Source organism: Yinghuangia aomiensis (genome assembly GCF_039542225.1).
GTDB classification, from domain to species: Bacteria; Actinomycetota; Actinomycetes; order Streptomycetales; family Streptomycetaceae; genus Yinghuangia; species Yinghuangia aomiensis.
The window spans coordinates 144,019-162,193 of sequence record NZ_BAABHS010000002.1 but is presented as its reverse complement, the minus strand read 5'-3'; the positions used below and the strand labels follow the sequence as shown (position 1 = coordinate 162,193).

General features: G+C 73.1%; 11 protein-coding genes. 4 read left to right on the top strand and 7 right to left on the bottom strand.

What is annotated here, in order from left to right:
* The 4 genes from ABEA93_RS03165 to ABEA93_RS03150 form a co-directional block, all read right to left on the bottom strand.
* Positions 1–1,182 (bottom strand): VWA domain-containing protein, encoded by a 1,182-nt coding sequence (locus ABEA93_RS03165; protein WP_345673684.1) that lies wholly within the window; start codon positions 1,180–1,182, stop codon positions 1–3.
* The gene (locus ABEA93_RS03160; protein WP_345673683.1) at positions 1,179–3,698 is read right to left on the bottom strand and encodes a DUF5682 family protein; all 2,520 of its coding nucleotides are present in this window, start codon (positions 3,696–3,698) and stop codon (positions 1,179–1,181) included. The genes ABEA93_RS03165 and ABEA93_RS03160 overlap by 4 nt, the downstream gene beginning before the upstream one ends.
* Positions 3,698–4,819, bottom strand: coding sequence for an ATP-binding protein (locus ABEA93_RS03155; RefSeq protein WP_345673912.1), 1,122 nt, complete (start codon positions 4,817–4,819; stop codon positions 3,698–3,700). The genes ABEA93_RS03160 and ABEA93_RS03155 overlap by 1 nt, the downstream gene beginning before the upstream one ends.
* Positions 4,820–5,230: 411 nt before the next feature.
* Positions 5,231–5,932 carry a hypothetical protein gene (locus ABEA93_RS03150; protein WP_345673682.1) on the bottom strand — a complete coding sequence of 234 codons (702 nt, stop codon included), beginning with the start codon at positions 5,930–5,932 and terminating at the stop codon, positions 5,231–5,233.
* Positions 5,933–6,127: 195 nt separating this feature from the next.
* Between ABEA93_RS03150 and ABEA93_RS03145 the strand changes: the two genes are divergently transcribed.
* Entirely contained in the window at positions 6,128–8,527 is a 2,400-nt protein-coding gene (locus ABEA93_RS03145; protein ID WP_345673681.1) for a sensor histidine kinase, read from the top strand.
* Complete coding sequence (locus ABEA93_RS03140; protein WP_345673680.1) at positions 8,524–9,192, top strand: response regulator; 669 nt, start codon at positions 8,524–8,526, stop codon at positions 9,190–9,192. The genes ABEA93_RS03145 and ABEA93_RS03140 overlap by 4 nt, the downstream gene beginning before the upstream one ends.
* Positions 9,193–9,202: 10 nt before the next feature.
* Here ABEA93_RS03140 and ABEA93_RS03135 read toward each other — a convergent pair whose 3' ends face one another.
* Entirely contained in the window at positions 9,203–10,711 is a 1,509-nt protein-coding gene (locus tag ABEA93_RS03135) for a DUF5691 domain-containing protein (RefSeq protein ID WP_345673679.1), read from the bottom strand.
* Positions 10,712–10,889: 178 nt separating this feature from the next.
* Positions 10,890–12,275 carry an SWIM zinc finger family protein gene (locus ABEA93_RS03130; protein ID WP_345673678.1) on the bottom strand — a complete coding sequence of 462 codons (1,386 nt, stop codon included), beginning with the start codon at positions 12,273–12,275 and terminating at the stop codon, positions 10,890–10,892.
* Positions 12,276–12,647: 372 nt separating this feature from the next.
* Here ABEA93_RS03130 and ABEA93_RS03125 point away from each other — a divergent pair, with 372 nt between their 5' ends.
* On the top strand, positions 12,648–13,442 hold the full coding sequence (locus ABEA93_RS03125; protein WP_345673677.1) for an esterase/lipase family protein: 795 nt from the start codon (positions 12,648–12,650) through the stop codon (positions 13,440–13,442).
* A gap of 284 nt (positions 13,443–13,726) precedes the next feature.
* Positions 13,727–15,472 (top strand): M23 family metallopeptidase, encoded by a 1,746-nt coding sequence (locus ABEA93_RS03120; RefSeq protein ID WP_345673676.1) that lies wholly within the window; start codon positions 13,727–13,729, stop codon positions 15,470–15,472.
* Between the two features lie 126 nt (positions 15,473–15,598).
* Here the strand turns inward: ABEA93_RS03120 and pcrA are convergent, their stop codons facing one another.
* Positions 15,599–18,091: a DNA helicase PcrA gene (gene pcrA / locus ABEA93_RS03115; protein WP_345673675.1), complete on the bottom strand. Its 2,493-nt coding sequence runs from the start codon at positions 18,089–18,091 to the stop codon at positions 15,599–15,601.
* Between the last annotated feature and the right edge of the window lie 84 nt (positions 18,092–18,175).

Below are 18,175 nucleotides of genomic sequence, written 5' to 3'. Positions count from 1 at the left end.
TCAACCCTCCGGAACGGGCAGCGGGGTGCCCTGCACGGCGGCGGCCATGACTTCCGGGAACAGGTCGGGGGTGCACGCGAACGCGGGGCTGCCGAGCGCGGCGAGCGCCGCCGCGTTCTCGTGGTCGTACGCGGGCGCGCCCTCGTCGGACAGCGCCAGCAGGGTGATCACCCGCACGCCCGCGCGCTGCATCGCGGCGACCCGGCGCAGCATCTCCTGCCGGACGCCGCCCTCGTACAGGTCGCTGACCAGCACGACGATCGTGTCGGCGGGGCGGGTCACCAGGGTCTCGCAGTAGGCGAGGGCGCGGTTGATGTCGGTGCCGCCGCCGAGCTGGGTGCCGAACAGCACGTCGACCGGGTCGGTCAGCTGCTCGGTGAGGTCGACGACGGACGTGTCGAACACGACGAGCGACGTGCGCAGCGACCGCATCGAGGCGAGGACGGCGCCGAACACCGACGCGTAGACGACGGACGCGGCCATCGACCCGGACTGGTCGATGCACAGCACGACGTCTTTCTGCACGCCGTGCCGCTGCCGCCCGTAGCCGACCAGGCGTTCCGGGACGACGGTGCGGTGGTCGGCTTGGTAGTGCTTGAGGTTGGCGCGGATCGTGGCGTTCCAGTCGATGTCGCGGTGCCGGGGGCGGTGGATCCGCGCGGACCGGTCGAGGGCGCCTTGCACGAGGCTGCGGGTGCGCTGGGCGATGCGCTGTTCGAGGTCGTCGACGACGCGGCGGACCACGGCGCGGGCGGCTTCCTTGGCGTTCTCGGGCATGAGCCGGTTGAGCGAGAGGAGCGTCCCGACGAGGTGGACGTCGGGTTCGACGGCCTCCAGCATTTCCGGTTCGAGGAGGAGCCGGGTGAGGTCGAGGCGTTCGATGGCGTCCTGCTGGAGGATCTGCACGACGCCGCTCGGGAAGTATTCGCGGATGTCGCCGAGCCAGCGCGCCACCGACGGGGCGGACGCGCCGAGCCCGGCCGCGCGCTGCCCGCCGCCGCGGCCGCCGCCGTCCGCCGGGGCGGGCCGGTAGAGCGCGGCGAGGGTCTCGTCGATGCGGCGGTCCTGGCCGGTGAGGGCGGTCCCGGTGCCGTCCGCGTCGCCGCCGAGGATCAGGCGCCAGCGGCGCAGGCGCTCGGCGTCGGGAAGGCCCGCGGGGTGCGTGCCGGGTGCGGCGGTCATCGGGCGGCTCCGAGCAGGTAGGCGGCCAGCGGGAGCACGGCGTCCGCGCGGGCGGGGTCGAACGGCAGGGGCGGTCCGTCGTCGCCGCGTGCGGCGGTGCCGGGGGCGCGGAGGCGTTCGCCGAGGGTGCGGCGTTCGGGGGCGGCGAAGGTGGCGAACGTGCGGCGCAGCAGCGGCAGGACGTCGGTGAACGCGTCGCCGGGGATGTCCGCGACCCACGCGTCGATCAGTGCGAGCAGCGCGTCGTCGTGCACGAGGACCAGGCCGCCGCCGGCGAGGAAGCCTTCGATCCACCCGGCGGCGTCCCGGAAGGGGGTGCCGCGGGTCAGCGCCCGGGACATGCGCGGGGCGGCGTCGGCGGCGGTGAGGCGGCCGGCGTCCAGCAGCAGGCGCACGGCGCGGCCGGTGAGGAGGCCGGGCAGGTCGGGGCGCTCGGCGAGGCGGGTGAGGGCGGCGTACCAGTCGTCGCGTGGGTCGGCGGTCCGCGTGCTGTGCGTCTCGGCGGTGTCCGCGGTGGCTGCCGTGTCTGTCGTGCCTGTCGTGTCTGTGGTGGCGAGGAGTTGCACCGCGTCGTGGACGGCGTCGAGGTGGCGGCGCATGTCGCGGGCGCCGTCGCCGTCGAGCCCGGCGCAGGCCGGGACCAGGCCGACGCAGATACGCAGCAGCAGGCCGTCGGCGACGGTCGCCAGGGCGGCGGTGTCGGTGCCGCGGACGTCGCCGTAGCGCAGGGCGCGGACGAGTGCGGGGAGGGCTTCGGCCAGGCCCGCGACGTCGGTGCCGAGCGCGGCCTTGTCCTGGAGGGCGCGCATCACCGGCGGCAGCGCGTCGGGCAGGTCGGCCTGCAGGCACTGCTCGGCGACCGCGGTGAGGTCGGCGAGGGAGCCCGCGCATGCCGCGAGTTCGACGGCGTGCGCGGTCGCCGCACCGAGGACGGTGGTGCCCCACACGCCCGCTTCGGCGACCCGGATGGCGAGTTCGGGCTGCCAGACGAGCGTCCAGGTCTCCCGGAAGGTGCCGGTACCGCGCCGGGACGCGGTCGGCGTGCCCCACGGGATGTCGAGGAGGGTGAGCCGCGTGAACAGGCGGCTGCGGTCGGCGTCCAGGGTCTTGCGCAGGTCGAGTTCGAGCTTGCGGTCGGCCAGGGTGAGGGAGAGCCGTTTGCGCTGCACGTCGAGGTCGCGCTGCAGCGGAACGGCGGGCACGGTCGCGGGGACGGTGCCGATGCGGTCGCCGACCACGATGTCGTCGTGGACGAGCGCGAGCGGGGCGTCGTCGCCGTCGCACATGACCGCGCGGACCGCTTCGAGGGTCTCGTCGAGCCCGGCGAGCGGACGGCCGCGCAGCGCGGCGAGCGTCTCGGCGTGCCGGACCGCCTCGATGACGTGCGCGGGCGACACGGGGCGGCCCGCCGCGCGGAACAGCTCGGCGACGCGCACGAACCAGGCGGGCAGCAGCCGTTCGCGGTCGTCCGTGGCGAACAGGTGGTGGTACCAGCCGGGCGACGGCACGCCCGCGCCGTAGCCGGAGGCCTGTCCGAGGCGGCGGTACGTCCACGGCACCCACGTCGTCTCGACCTTGACGCGCGGCAGTGCCCCGCCGCGCACGAGTGCGGCGAACGGCGCCAGCACGGCGCGGTCTGCGGCCACCGGGCGGGACGCGGCGAGCGCGGGGACATGCCAGGCGCCGCACACCACCGCGACCTCGCGGAAGCCCTGCCGGTAGGCGGTGTCGATCGCGAGGCGCATGTGTGCTTCGCGGGCGGCTTCGAGGTCGGGGAGATCCTCGGCGGTTTCCGCGGTCTCCGTGGTTTCGGCGGTCTCGGCGTCTTCTGCGGTCGCCACGGGCCCGTCGGGGTCGGCGGGCCCGGGTGCCGACGACGGTTCGCGCAGCGCGCCCATCGCTTCGGCGAGCAGCGCGAAGGGGGCGAGCGGGTCGGCGCCGCCGGCCTGGTGCTCGACGGCGTCCTCCCACCAGCGTTCCGGGTCGTCGTGTCCGGCGACGCGGGCGAGGACGGCGATGGGGTCGGTGCGATGGCTTTCACCGGGTATCGGCGGGTGTGAAGTGTCCGGGGTTTCCGTGGTGTCAGGGGCGTCAGGGGCGTCAGGGGGGCGCGTCGGCTCGGGATCCGGTTGCGGTGCGGCGTTCCGCCGGGCGGCGCGGGCCCGGTCGAGGGCGAAGCCGCAGCCGGCCGGGAGATCGATGAAACGGACCGGGACGCCGTGGTCGAGGGCGTAGCGGATGGCGGCCCATTCGGGGCTGAATTCGGCGTACGGCCAGAACCCGGCCTGCCCGGGGTCGTCCTTCGCGTGGGCGAGCAGGGCGACGGGCGGCACCATCTCCGGGTCGGCGGCGTAGGACAGCAGCAGGTCGGCCTCGGGCGGGCCCTCGACCAGGACGATGTCCGGCGCGGTGGCGGCGAGTGCCGCGGCGACCGCGCGGGCCGAGCCGGGCCCGTGGTGGCGGACCCCGAGCAGGTGCGGCCGCCGGGGCGCCTTCGCCTTCGCCGGCTTCGGCATCAGGCGGCACCCGCTTCGCGGCACGCCCGGTAGAAGTCCTGCCAGCCGTCGCGCGACCGGACGACGGTCTCCAGGTACTCGCGCCACACCACGCTGTCCGCCGACGGGTCCTTGACGACCGCGCCGAGGATCCCCGCCGCGGTGTCGGACGGCCGCAGCACCCCGTCGCCGAAGTGCGCGGCGAGCGCGAGACCGCCGGTCACCACGGAGATCGCCTCGGCGGTGGACAACGTCCCGGACGGCGACTTGACCTTGGTGCGGCCGTCCTCGGTCAGGCCCGCCCGCAGCTCCCGGAAAACCGTGACGACGCGCCGGAGTTCGGCGTGCGCGGCCTCGATCCGCGGGAGTTCCAGCGAGGCGCCGAGCTGGGCGACGCGCCGGGCGACGATGTCGATCTCGTCGTCGGCGGTGGCGGGCAGCGGCAGCACGACGGTGTTGAACCGGCGGCGCAGCGCGCTCGACAGGTCGTTGACCCCGCGGTCCCGGTCGTTGGCGGTCGCGATGAGGTTGAAGCCGCGGACGGCCTGGACCTCGTCGGAGAGTTCGGGGACCGGCAGGGTCTTCTCGGACAGGATCGTGATGAGCGTGTCCTGCACGTCCGCGGGGATGCGGGTGAGTTCCTCGACGCGCGCGATGCGGCCTTCCGCCATGGCGCGCATCACCGGGCCGGGCACGAGCGCGTCGCGGCTCGGGCCGTGGGCGAGGAGCCGGGCGTAGTTCCAGCCGTAGCGGATGGCTTCCTCGGGCGTGCCCGCGGTGCCCTGCACGAGCAGCGTCGAGTCGCCGCAGATCGCCGCCGCGAGATGCTCCGACACCCACGTCTTGGCCGTGCCCGGGACGCCGATCAGCAGTAGCGCGCGGTCGGTGACCAGGGTCGTGACGGCGACCTCGACGATGCGGCGCGGGCCGACGTACTTCGGGCTGATCACGGTCCCGTCCGGCAGCACCCCGCCCAGCAGATACGTGGCGACCGCCCACGGCGACAGGTTCCAGCGCGCCGGCCGCGGCCGGTCGTCGGCGGCCGCGAGCGCGGCCAGTTCCGCGGCGAACGCCTGCTCGGCATGCGGACGGAGCACGGCATCGGCGGCCGGAGTCGTGGGTGCGGAAGTGGTCACGGACAGCCCCCGAATTCGACGGAACGGACGAGGCCGCCAGGGGTGGGAAGGCCTGGCGACGGGTTCCAGGATGGCGGTCGGGGCTGACATCTCCGCCTCACCCGGAACCCCCAGGCGTCTGCGCCCCTGTCCCCCTGTGCCCCGTGCCCCTGAGCCACGCCCTCGTGTTCTCCCCCTGCCGATCCCTTATCGACACCGCACCATCCCACCCGCCGCAACCGCGACCCGCGTCCTCCTTTTCCCGGTCGGCAGCGGAGCCGATTCGGGGCTCGGGCGCGTCTCCCAGGCATGTGTGGAGACCCCGAGTCGGCCGCGCGGGTTGCGCGAACGACTCGGGGTCTCATGGGTTCTTCGGCCTTCGCGGGTGCTCCCGGCTGCGGTGCCTCCGCCTCCTGCCCTCCCCGGCAGGCGCGCCGGTCAGCGCGTGATGGTGCTCTTCCCCAGTGCGAGTCCCGTGAAGGCGACGGCCATCCAGATCGGCATCGTCATGGCGCCGAGCCCCGGCACCGACATGACCACGAAGCCGACCACCGGCGGCAGCATGGCCGCCACGGTGAACCAGCCGATCCACCGCGACACGGTGCGCTCGCGCAGCGCCATCCACGCGATGCCCCCGGCCGCCACCAGCACCGCGAACCAGCCGATCCAGGCGCCGAAGTCGTTGAGCATGTAGTAGACGTAGCGGCCCTGCTGGTCGAAGGCGTCGTCCTCGGGCCCGCCCTTGCCGTAGATGGCCATGGCGCCCTTCCAGCCGTAGCCGAGCGTCAGGGCCCCGGCCGCGGCGTTGAGCCCGCTCGCCACCACGCGCGCCGCCGTGCTGCCCGGCACCCGCGGCTCGACGTGCCGGCGCCATGCCGCGGCGGTCACCAGCAGCAGCGCGACGGTCATGAAGCCGCCGAGGAAGCCGAGGCGCGAGTACAGCACGTCGATGTCGTCGACCTTGGCGATCGTCATCTCGTCGAGTTCGCCGCTCTGCCCGGCGCGGACGTCCAAGAAGACCGTCGACACCAGACCGAGAAGTCCGGCGGCCGCCCCCGTCAGCGGCCACAGGATCCGGCGTGCCGGGGCCTCCCCCGCCCCGGCACGCCCGCCGACAGGCGTGGATTCCGTGTACGTCATGTGGTTTCTCCCCCCACACATGTCCGCCGCCGGACTTGCGTCCCCCCTGGCGGCTTCGTACCGGACGCCTTGCCCGGTGACGTTCCCACTGTCCGAGGCACGGCGTCCCGGGCGCCAGGGACATCCGCCCCCGATCCCCGGGATTCCCCCCCGGGCCGTCTGTCGAGCGCCGCGGCACTGCGGCAGCATGACCGTGTGACCAGCCCACTCCCGCACCGAGCGCCCGACGATGCCGCCGTGGGCGAGGGGTCGGCGGCGCTGGCGGCTGCGGGCGGGAACGCGGCCGCGCCGACGACCGGCGCGCTCGCAGGTTCGGAGACCGCATCGGCCGATCCCAAGGCCTTGGCCACCGGTGGGACACGCCGCACGGCTGCGCCACGTGAGAGCACCGCACCGGCAGCGGCGGCCGACGACGCCGACCCGACGGCGTCCGCGGCGGACACGGCTCCCGCGCTTGCGACCGGCGCGGCTGCCGCGATCCCCACCCGGGCGAACGGCACCGCCGGCCGCTCCCGGCTCGCCGACCCGGCCCCGGTACTCCCCCCGACAGCTGTCGAACTCCTCTCCGCAGATCCGCCCGTCGGCCGCATCCGTGCCGCCGTCCGGCGGGTTCCCGAGCGGGTGCTGGTGCGGGTGGCGGCGGTGCTCGCGGTGGTGTCGGTCGTGTCGATGGCCGTGTATCCGCTGTGCCATGCGTGGGTGGGGCGGCGCGTCGACCTGATGCCGTTGTCGTACGGCGACGTGGTGCTGGGGTCGGCGTGGCCGGTGATCGGGGCATTCGTGGTGCGGGGGCGGCCGCGGAATCCGGTGGGCTGGCTGCTGATGGTGCCCGCGTCGTACGGCCCCTACCTGCTGATATCGCTGTACGGCGTGACCTCCGCACGCATAGCGGACGCGCCGCTGCCCGGCGGCAGTGCCGCGCTGTGGCTGGGGACATGGGGGTTCACGCAGTACTTCGTCGTCGTGCCGATGCTGCTCCTGCTGTTCCCGGACGGGCATCTGCCGGGCCCGCGCTGGCGGTTCGCCGCGTACGGGATCTTCGCGCTGGCCGGGATCGCGGCGCTGGCCGCGATGCTGCACGAAGGATCGGTCGACGTCACCGAGGAAGCCGCCAATCCGCTCGGCATCCCCGGCACCGGCTGGCTGCGCTACATCGTCGTCGTCGTCGCGTTCACGACGCTGTTTCCGGGCACACTGCTGGCCGCCGGGTCGGTGATCGTGCGCACCAAGCGCGCCGTGGGAGTGCAGCGGGCGCAACTGCATTGGCTGGCCCTCGGCGGCATCGGCATGATGCTCTTCTGGGCGGTGTCGTTCATCCTCACCGGGTGGCAGCTCACCGAGGGCTTGTTCGCGCTCGGGCTGCTGTGCCCGCCGGTCGGCATCGCCGTCGCCATGCTGCGGTACCGCATGTTCGACGTGGTCGTGGTCCTCAACCGGACCGTCGTGTTCATCGTGCTGACCGCGCTGATGGTCGGCGCGTACGCGGGACTGGTGCTCGGGGTCGGCCACTTCGCGCCGAAGTCGACGGTGGGCATCGTGGCGGTCGCGGTGGTCGCGCTGCTGGCCGCGTTCGGGCGGGACGCGGTGCAGAAGGGCGTCGACCGGTGGCTGTTCGGGCACCGGTACGACCCGTACGCGGTCGTCGCCCGCGTCGGACGGCATGTCGCGCCCGCGTCCGAACCCACCGAGGCACTGCAGCGGCTCGTCGACGCACTGCGGAAAGCGCTGCGGCTGCCGTACGTCGCGTTCCACGGGCACGGCGGTGTGCAGGCGGTCAGCGGCGACCCGGTGGCGGGCTGGCGGGTCGTCCCCGCGCCCGCGCTGGGCCAGGACATCGGCGAACTCCACGTCGGCCTGCGGCCCGGCAACGAACGCTGGACCCCGGAGGAACAGGCCGCCGTCGAGGAAGTCGCCGCCCGCGCCGCGACCCTCGCCTACGCGGCAGGCCTCGTTGCCGACGTCGCCCGCAGCCGTGCCCGCATCGTCGTGGCGCGCGAGGAGGAACGCCGCCGCCTGCGGGCCGACCTCCACGACGGCGTCGGCCCGTCCCTCGCCGGCACCGCGCACCAACTCGACTCCCTCGCCCGCCGCATCGACGGCGCCGGCCACCCCGACCTGGCCGACCGCGCCCGCGGCATCCGCGACCGGCTCCGGCAGACCGTCACCGACCTGCGGTCGGTGGTGCACGGGTTGCGGCCGCCGATCCTCGACCAGCTGGGGGTCGCCGGCGCGCTGCGCGACTTGGTCGCGGGGTACGAGACGCCGCACTGCACCGTCGACCTCGGCCCCGGCCTGGACACCCTGCCCGCCGCGGTCGAAGTCGCCGCGTACGCGATCGCCGCGGAGGCCGTCAACAACGCCGTCCGGCACAGCGCGGCCGGGGAGCTGCGGCTGTCCGCCGCCGTCCGCGCCGGGACGCTCGTCGTCGAGGTAGCCGACAACGGCTGCGGCATGCCCGTCCATCCGCACGCCGGCGTCGGCCTGCGCAGCATGGGCGAGCGCGCGGGCGAAGTCGGCGGCCGCGTCGACGTCCTGCCGACGCCCGGCGGCGGCACCATCATCCGAGCGAGCCTCCCGGGAGGACAGGAACAGTGAGCAACCCGAGCAGCACAGTCCGAGTGCTGGTGGTCGACGATCACCCGGTGTTCCGCGCGGGCATGGTCACGGTGCTGGAGGACCTCGACGACCTGGATGTCGTCGGCCAAGCCGCGGACGGCGCCGAGGCCCTGGCGGAAGTCGAACGCCTGGCACCCGACGTGGTCCTCATGGACCTGCGCATGCCCGGCATGGGCGGCCTGGAGGCCACCGCCCGCATCGGCACCGCACACCCGGCGACCGCGGTGATCGTCCTGACGATGGACGAGGACGACGACTCGGTGTTCGCCGCGCTGCGCGCGGGCGCCCGCGGCTACCTGCTGAAGGAGGACGACGGCGACGACATCCGCCGCGCGATCCTCGGCGTGGCCCGCGGCGAGGCGGTATTCGGCCCGCGCATCGCCCAGCGGGTCCTGGCGTTCTTCGCGGGCGCCCCGGCGCACACCCGCGGAGCGGTGCCTTTCCCGCAGCTCACCGACCGCGAGCGCGAAGTCCTCGACTTGCTGGCCCAGGGGCTGGACAACCCGTCGATCGCCCGGCGGTTGGTGCTGTCGGAGAAGACGGTACGGAACCGGGTGAGCGACGTCCTGGCGAAGCTCCGGGCGAGGAGCCGCGCGGAGGCGGTGGCCATTGCACGCGATGCCGGGTTGGGGACGGCGGGTTAGGACGTGCCTCCTACCCCCCGAACTCCCCCCGCATCACCGCGCGCTCCCGCAGCGTTCCCGCCAGTTCGCCGAACGCCCTCCCCCAGTACCCGTCCTCGCCCGCCTTCGCCGCCAGCTCCGCGAACTCCTCCGCCATCCCCGGGTCCAGGGACCGGGCCGCCAACCCCGTCACCCCGCTGAAGCTCCACGGGTACGCCGACTCCCGCGCGGCTTGGGACAGCGCGTCGGCGACCGAGCGTCCGAGCGGCTCCGGCCATACCGCCGGGCAGCCGGCGAGCAGTTGGAAGGCCTCCGACAGGCCGTGCTCGCGGACGTGGTCGGCGACGTGCACCGCGCGTTCGGTCACCGGGAGTACCGACAGCAGCCGGGTCGGGGCGCCGCGGCCGACCTGGGCTCGGGCCCAGGCCACGTCGCCTTGGGTCACGGCGGCGCGGGCCCAGCCGTCGCGTATGTCCCCCGCGGTGCGCCGGGGCAGCGGGCGCCGCAGAATCTCCGCGGGTGTCTCGCCGAAGATCTCCGTCCACACCGCCAACGGGGTCGCGGCCACGATCTCACCGAGCCACCATGCGCGTTCCTCGCGGCCGGTCGGGGACTTCTCCGCTATGCCGTCGCGCCGCATCGCCTCGTCGCAGGTCTCCGGCGGCACCACACTCACGCCCATCGCCGGATGCACGCGCACGCACGCCCGCGCCCGGTCGGCCATCCGCCGGGCGAACGCCGACTCGGGCAGCGCCGACAGCAACGCCGCGGCCCCGGCCCGCACCGCCTTGCCGCGGTCGTCCAACGCCGCTTCCAAAAACGGCTCGTCGGCGGTGGACAGCCCCACCCGCAGCACCGCAAGGAACTGCGCCCGGTCCTCCGCAGGTTCGCCCCGCCACGTGGTGGCCAGCAGTTCCCGCGCCGCGTCGGCATCCCGCTTCCGCAGCGCGGTCACGCACGCGAGCCGCTCCCCGAAAAGCCCGTGTTCCCATATCTCGCCGTCGGGCGCGAGATCGGCGGCGGATATCCGCGTCAGCCACGTCCAGTCCGGGTTGAGCTGGGCCAGCCACCGCCCGCGGGGGCCGGCCAATGCCGCCACGTCCTCGCGGAGTTCGGTATGCGCGCGGGCCAGGTCGAGCAGCGCGGGGAGTTCCGGCTCGGGGGCCCGGCAACCGCGGGCCCGCGCCTCGGCGAGCCACTCGGGCAGCAGTTCCGCAATGGCCGTCCGGCGCTCGCCCGTGCCCGAGCCGAGCAGCACCCGCAGCCGGGCGCGGGCCCGGTCGGGCACACCCGGCCGGGGGTCGGCAGCGCTGCGCGGCGGGAGTCCGGCCCCGGTGCCCGGCAACCGGCCGGCACGGCGGTGGACGACGAGCAGCGCCGCGAGGTCGAGCAGCCGTTCGGCCGGATCCGTGTGCCCGACCGCGGCCGCCGCGGCGCCCAGCGCACTACCCGGCTCGATCTCCGGGACGCCTCGCTTCGCGGTGCCGACGAGTGCCGTCGAGACCAGGTCGCGCCACAGGACTTCGGTGTCCGCGGTCATGGTTTCCCCCGTTCGTTGCCTGCCCGAGCCCGGGCAAATCACCTGACCGACAGGAAATCAAGAAGCTCCGACATCCGCGACCAAGCCTGTGGATAACCACATGCCTGGGGACAAACAGCCCACATCAAGGCAGCACGACAACCACACGAACGCCCGATCACCAGCCCGCGGACGGGCCCTACAGCGGCACGGCCCGTCCCTCGTGCCACGCCGTCACCGGCGCGAACCCCCGCGCCCCGTACTCGCCGAAGACCGTCATCCCCGCCCCTCCGGACATCGCCGCGAGACGCCACAACGCGTCGTCATGGGCACGCCCCCGGTCGACCGGCAGCCAGAACCCGTCGCTCGACACGACCCGCCACCCGAGCACATCGGGCACCGCGGCTATGTCGGACAAGACCACCGGCCACGTCTCCAGCCACGGTTCGGCACGCAGCGCCTCCGCGTACGCCAACGCGGCCGCCTCCGCTCCGCAACCCGCCGGCACTTCGGCAGGCTCCGGCGGCCCGTGCCGCTCGGCAAGGTGGGCGCGCAGCGGCGCCGCCGCGTCGTGGAACACCAAGTCGGCTTCCAGGCGGGCCCCGACCGGCAGCGCAAGCGGCGGCGCCTGTCCCGAGCTGCCGAACGCCATCACCACCGCGGTACGGCCGGACTTCTCCCCGCGCAGCCAGATCTCCCGCCGCGTCAGCTTGTCGTCGTCGCTGTCCCGGCTCCCCAGCACCGTCCAGTGGTCCCGTACCGCGGAGCCTTGTTCGGCGGCGCGGCGCACGAGGTCCGCGGTCTTCTGATCCCAGCCCAGCCGCGTACGCACGGTCGCGGCCAAAGCGGCGTCGTTCTCGTCCAGCGCCCCAAGCCGATCGTGAGCACGCAACAGCAGCCACATGGCCGCGTAGTCCTCCAGCAAATGCCCCGGCCAGCCTTCGCCCGAGCCGGGCCGGGTCGCCGCATGGCGGAGCTGCCGCGCGAGGCCCTTCGCCTGGGCGTCGACCATCGCCGCCGCCATCGCCTCGAACGGCGCGTAGCCGGTGCGGTCGGCGCCCGCGAGCCCGGTGGAGACCTGGTCGGCGAGCCACCGGCCCAGCTTGTCGACGCCGTCGGCGACCTTGGCCGCGTGTTCGTCGGCACGCCGCTGCGCGGCGACCGGGTCCGCAGGCCCGTTCGCCTGGCGGGTTTCCCGCTGCTTCGCACGTTCTTGACGACCTGTCAGCCAGGTGGTGGCCCAGTCCGGCGCGTCGGCGGTCTCGGCGACGCCGTCGGCGGACCAGAGCAGCAGCAGACCCAGCGTGTGCTTGCACGGCAGTTTGCGGCTCGGACACGTGCAGGACCACGCGGGCCCTTCCAGGTCCACCACCGTGCGGTACGCCTTCGCGCCGCTCCCCTTACACAGCCCCCACACACCGCTTTTGGCGGCCTTACCACCCTCATCCCCAGCGTCCTGGAGGCATATCTCCCCTGCCCCCAGTCCGGTCCACGGCCCGGGGGCCGCCAGTTTCGATCCGGCCTTCTGCGACGCGGCGTCGGGTGCGAGTCGGAGCACCTGATCCGCGGTCCAGCGTTCCAGCATGACGGTCACGGTACGGCGTGGGACCGACAGCTGTACCGCCGGTCCGAAAACAACCTGCGTGACGCTGACCTCAGGAAACCGTCCGACGTGCGCCGAGGGTCGGCAGCCCGAGGGTGGCGAACACGCCACTCGTCGGCGGAAATGAGCCGCAGTCAACCCCGTCGCCCGCAGCGGATCAATGTCAGGCGTTCACGAAATCCCTTGCCTCGTGCGGCAATCCGCGAGTACCGGGGTGTTAACAACACGTTTCATCCCATTACCTCCGGGGATACCGACGAGTAGGACCGCGTTCGCGCTCCCCCTTCCGGAGCCCGGCGCCCGCGGCGACGCCGCCACCGCGCCCATCCACCCGACCCCGCACGGAGGTACGTCATGCCCGCATGCCCTGGCCCCGTGCTGGGCGCGGTCCGCGAACTCGCCTGGCTCGTCGGCCACCTGGTCCTCTACCCGACAGGCCTCTTCACTCCGGACCCGGCACGGGGGCCGGCACGCGAAGCCCCCGTCGGCGCAGGCCGCACCACCACCCCGGTCGTCCTCGTCCACGGCTTGGCGGACAACCGCTCGATCTTCGCCGTACTGCGGCGCGCCCTGCACCGGCAGGGCTTCACCGACATCCACCCCTTCGACCACAACCCGCTCGGCGGTGACATCCGCAGCAAGGCCGAACTGCTCGACCACCACATCGCGCGGGTGTGTGCGCGGACCGGCGCGCCCTATGTCCACGTGGTCGGACACAGCCTCGGCGGCTTGGTCGCGCGCTATCACGCCCAGCGGATCGACCGCGGCGCACACGTCCGCACCGTCGTCACCCTCGGCACACCTCACCGCGGGACGCTGGCCGCACATCTCCTCCGGGCGCACCCCCTGGTCCGCGAACTGTGCCCGGACAGCGCGGTCGTCGCCGAGCTGGCCTTGCCCGCACCCGACTGCACCACCCGATTCCTTGCCTATTGGGGTGATCTCGACCCGTTCGTGATTCCCCTGGCATCCGGGGCAATCGACCACCCGGACCTCGATGCCGCGAACATCCGGGTCTCCGGCGCAGGCCACCTGACGCTGCCCGCCTGCCGCTCCATCGTCCTCGACCTCTGCACACTGCTGACCGACAGGCACCGCGCCGACCACCGCGAGGCCCCCGACGCCGCCGCCACGCCACTCGCCGCCTGACCGCGGCGCACTGGAGAGCGTGCGACACGCTCGGGACGCGCGAAGGACACACCACTGCGCACCATCAATGACGCGTCAGAAGACACGGCCGCAATCGTCAATACCTGATGAAGACGCGCCGAACACGCCATCGCGTTGCGCCGATTGCCCACCTTTCATCCGTTCGGGTGAACGAGGTGTAGCCCCACGGGTGAGTCGAGTCGGATTGTCCGCGCCGCATATCGAGGGCTAGAGTCCCGGTTTGATCGCACATCGCTAGTACCCCCGACACGAAGGCGACTCACGTGACCGACGGCCGCTATCCGGACGGAGTCCCCTCCAGTCCCGGCGCCCCGGACAACGGCACGGCCTACGGAACCGCCACGTACGGCAGCGGCGACTACCCCGCTTACGACGCCTCTTACGGCAGTGGCGGGTACGCGGTCCCGGCCTATGAAGGCACCTACGGCTCCGGCACCTACGCGGCCAACGGCTACGACAGCGGCGCGTGGGCGACGGGCGGCTACGAGGCATCGGCCTACACCCAGGACGCCTACGCCGGCACGCAGTCCGGCTACGACGCATCCGGCGGCTACACCGCGGTGGCCTACGACGGTTCGAGTGGCGCCTACGCCACTCCCGCCTACGACGCCTCCTACGACAGCGGCGGCTACCCCGCCTACAACAGCGGCGCCTACGACACCACCGCCTACGCGTCGTACGACACCGGCGCCTACGGGCAAGCAAGCGTTCCGCAACAGGCCTCCTACGAGACCGCCGCCTGGTCCACCGACACCATGACGGCCGCGCCGGAGGCGCAGCCCGCCACCTGGTCCGACGACCCGTGGACCACCGAGTCGACCGGCGCCGCCTGGTCGGCGCCCGCGCCCGACATGTGGCACGGCGACAACCGCCGCAGCGCCGACGCGTTCACCGACTCCCGCAACGGCGCGCAGACCGCCGACTGGTACGACCAGCCCACCGCGCTGCAGGAGCCCGCGGACTACCCGGCCTGGTCGGCCCCCCGCACGGACCACGAAGACGACCCGGGTGCGACGCAGTTCGTCACCGCGGTCGACAGCGTGTCGCCGATGGTCGAAATCGACCCCGACAACGACGCGCGCACTCCGTCGACGCCCGACGAAGAAGGCACCGTCGCCTTCGCCGCGATCTACCTCGACGACGACACCGCGGCCGGCAAGGACGACAAGTCCGGCACTTCGAACTCGAACAGGGAAGCCAAGAGCGGCAAGCGCGACAAGGCCGAGAAGGCGGAGGCCGGTGCCGCCGTCCTGACCGCCGACGCGGCCAACAGCCGTGCCGAGCGGCGCAAGACGACGCGCCGCTCCCGCCCCCTGGCCCGAGTCGCCGGCGGCTCTCTCGCGCTCGTGGGCGTCGCGGCGGTCGCTGTGGCGGCCGCCGGCGGGATCCAGGCCGCCGACAAGCAGGACCAGGCCGACAGCCCGGTCGCCGCCGGTGCCGACGTGCCGCTGGCCGCGTCGCCGCTCGACCAGCAGTTCGCCGACCTCCGGGACGGCGCCGAGGACTTCGCCGGCCGGGCGAGCCGCGAGCAGACCCGCATCGCGCTCCAGGAGCGGCAGGAAGACCTCGCCAGGCAGCAGGAAGAGGACCGCAAGAAGCGCGAGGCCATGCGGCCCAAGTTCGTGCTGCCGGTGCAGCCGGGCCTGTCGGCGTACTTCGGCCAGGCTGGCGGGCGCTGGTCCCATCTGCACACGGGCATCGACTTCCCGGTGGACCGGGGCACGCCCGTCCGCGCGGTCACCGACGGCGTCGTGCGGACCGAGGTGAACTCCGCCTACGGCAACATGGTCATCCTGACCGCGCCGGACGGCACCGAGACCTGGTACTGCCACCTGACGCGGGCCAAGATCGCTTCCGGGCAGGTGAAGGCGGGCGACGTCATCGCCTACTCCGGCAACTCGGGCAACAGCACCGGCCCCCACCTCCACCTCGAAGTGCGCCCGGGCGGAGGCGCACCTATAAACCCCATACCGTGGCTGCGTGCCCGCGGTCTCGACCCGACGGGCTGACCTGACGTCAGTCAATCAGGCCGGACCGACACGGCACCTCCGAAAGACACACGATGGGCGGCGCTCCCGCGAGGGAGCGCCGCCCATCGTCATGTGCCCACACGGGCTACCAGGGCCTACCCGGCACTACAGCTTCTCCACCGGCGCATACCGCAGCAGCAGTTGCTTGGTGCCGGACGCGCCGAAGTCGATGCTCGCCTGGGCCTTGTCGCCCTCGCCTTGGGTGGCGACGACGGTGCCGAGCCCGAACTTGTCGTGCGTGACCCGGTCGCCGGCCTTGAGGACGATCACCGGACGGTCGACGATGCGGCTCGGCCCGCTGAGCCGGCCGTTGGACCCCGCGGACCGCGGCGCGGACACCGCCGAACGCGTCGCGGACAGCGTCTTGGCGGCGGACGGCGGCTTCCCGCGCCACTCGACGAGCTGCGCCGGGAGTTCCTCCAGGAACCGCGACTGCGGGTTGTAGGCGGGGGCACCCCAGGCGCTGCGGATGCGCGCGAGAGTGACGTACAGGCGTTCCCGGGCACGCGTGATGCCCACGTACGCGAGCCGCCGCTCCTCTTCGAGTTCCTTGGTGTCGCCGAGCGCCCTCATGTGGGGGAAGACGCCGTCCTCCAGCCCGGTGAGGAACACGACGGGGAACTCCAGGCCCTTGGCGGTGTGCAGGGTCATCAGGGTGACCACGCCGCCGTCGTCGTCGGGGATCTGGTCGGAGTCGGCCACGAGGGCGACCTGCTCGAGGAAGTCGGCGAGCGTGCCCTCCGGGTTGGCCTGCTCGAACTCCAGGGCGACCGCGGCGAGTTCCTGGAGGTTCTCGACGCGGGTCTCGTCCTGCGGATCGGTCGACGCGTGGAGTTCGGCCAGGTAGCCGCTCTGTTCGAGGACGGCTTCCAGGACCGTGGCGGGTCCGGCGCCGCCGTCGACGACCGCGCGCAGGTTGTCGATCAGCTCGACGAAACCGTTGACGGCGTTGAGCGAGCGGGTCGCCATACCGGGGGCTTCCTTGGCGCGGCGCAGGGCGTCGGCGAAGGCGATGCGCTCCCGGGACGCAAGGACCTCGACGCAGGCTTCGGCGCGTTCGCCGATGCCGCGCTTGGGCACGTTGAGGATGCGCCGCAGCGAGACGACGTCGTCGGGGTTGGCGAGCAGCCGCAGGTAGGCGAGGGCGTCGCGGACTTCCTTGCGTTCGTAGAAGCGGACTCCGCCGACGACCTTGTAGGGCAGGCCGACGCGGATGAAGACCTCTTCGAAGACGCGGGACTGCGCGTTGGTGCGGTAGAAGACCGCGACCTGGCTGGGTGTGACGTCGCCGGTGTCCGTGAGCCGGTCGATCTCGTCGGCGACGAACTGGGCCTCGGCGTGCTCGTCGTCGGCTTCGTAGCCGGTGATCGTGGCACCTTGGCCGGAGTCCGTCCACAGGTTCTTGGCGCGGCGGTTGGTGTTGCGTTCGATGACCGCGTTGGCGGCGGCGAGGATGGTCTGCGTCGAGCGGTAGTTCTGCTCCAGCAGGATCGTCGTCGCGTCCGGGTAGTCCTCCTCGAAGTCGAGGATGTTCCGGATGGTCGCGCCGCGGAATGCGTAGATGGACTGGTCGGCGTCGCCCACCACGCACAGCTCGGCGGGCGGCACCTCGGCGAGGCCTTCCGCGTCGGGGTTGACGAGGTCGCCGTCGACGGTGCGCTTGGGGGCCTGTCCGGCGGCGCCGCCGACCAGCTCGCGGACGAGCGCGTACTGGGCGTGGTTGGTGTCCTGGTACTCGTCGACGAGGACGTGCCGGAAGCGGCGCCGGTAGTGCTCGGCGACGTCCGGGAACGCCTGGAGCAGGTGCACCGTGGTCATGATGAGGTCGTCGAAGTCGAGCGCGTTGGCCTGGCGCAGGCGCGACTGGTAGAGCGTGTAGGCCTCGGCAAGGCGGCGCTCGGTGTCGTTCTGTGCCTGGGCGGCGAACGTCTCGGGGTCGATCAGCTCGTTCTTCAGGTTGGACACCTGCGCGTTGAACTTGCGCGGCGGGTACTGCTTGGCGTCCAGGTCCAGGTCGCGGCACACCATGGCCATCAGGCGCTGCGAGTCGGCGGCGTCGTAGATGGAGAAGGTGGAGCTGAGGCCGAGCTTCTTGTACTGCTGGCGCAGGATGCGGACGCAGGACGAGTGGAACGTCGACACCCACATGGCCTTCGCGCGCGGCCCGACGAGGGCTTCGACGCGCTCCTTCATCTCGCCGGCGGCCTTGTTGGTGAAGGTGATGGCGAGGATCTGCCCGGGGTGCACGTTGCGGGCCCCGAGCAGGTACGCGATGCGGTGGGTCAGCACCCGGGTCTTGCCGGAACCGGCGCCCGCGACGATGAGCAGCGGGGAGCCTTCGTGGACGACCGCGGCGCGCTGCTGCGGGTTCATGCCGTCGAGGAGGCGGCTGGGGTCCACCGCGGGCTTGGGAGCGCCGTTGCGGTAGTACTCCTCGCGCGGCTCGGCGGGCGGGTCGTAGGCGCCGTCGAAGAGGTCGTCGGGTACGGGGTCGTACTCGGGCGGCGGCGGCGGGACGTCGTCGTGCGCGGGTTCGGGCGGCAGCGGGATGTCGGCGTCGAACCCGGGCAGCGGCATGTCGTCGAAGAGGTTGCTCATCGTCTGCCGAGTCTACGAGCCGTGCGGGGTGCCGCGGCGCGCGCCCGGGGGATCCCGGGGCGGCCGCGGCGGCGGCGACGGCGT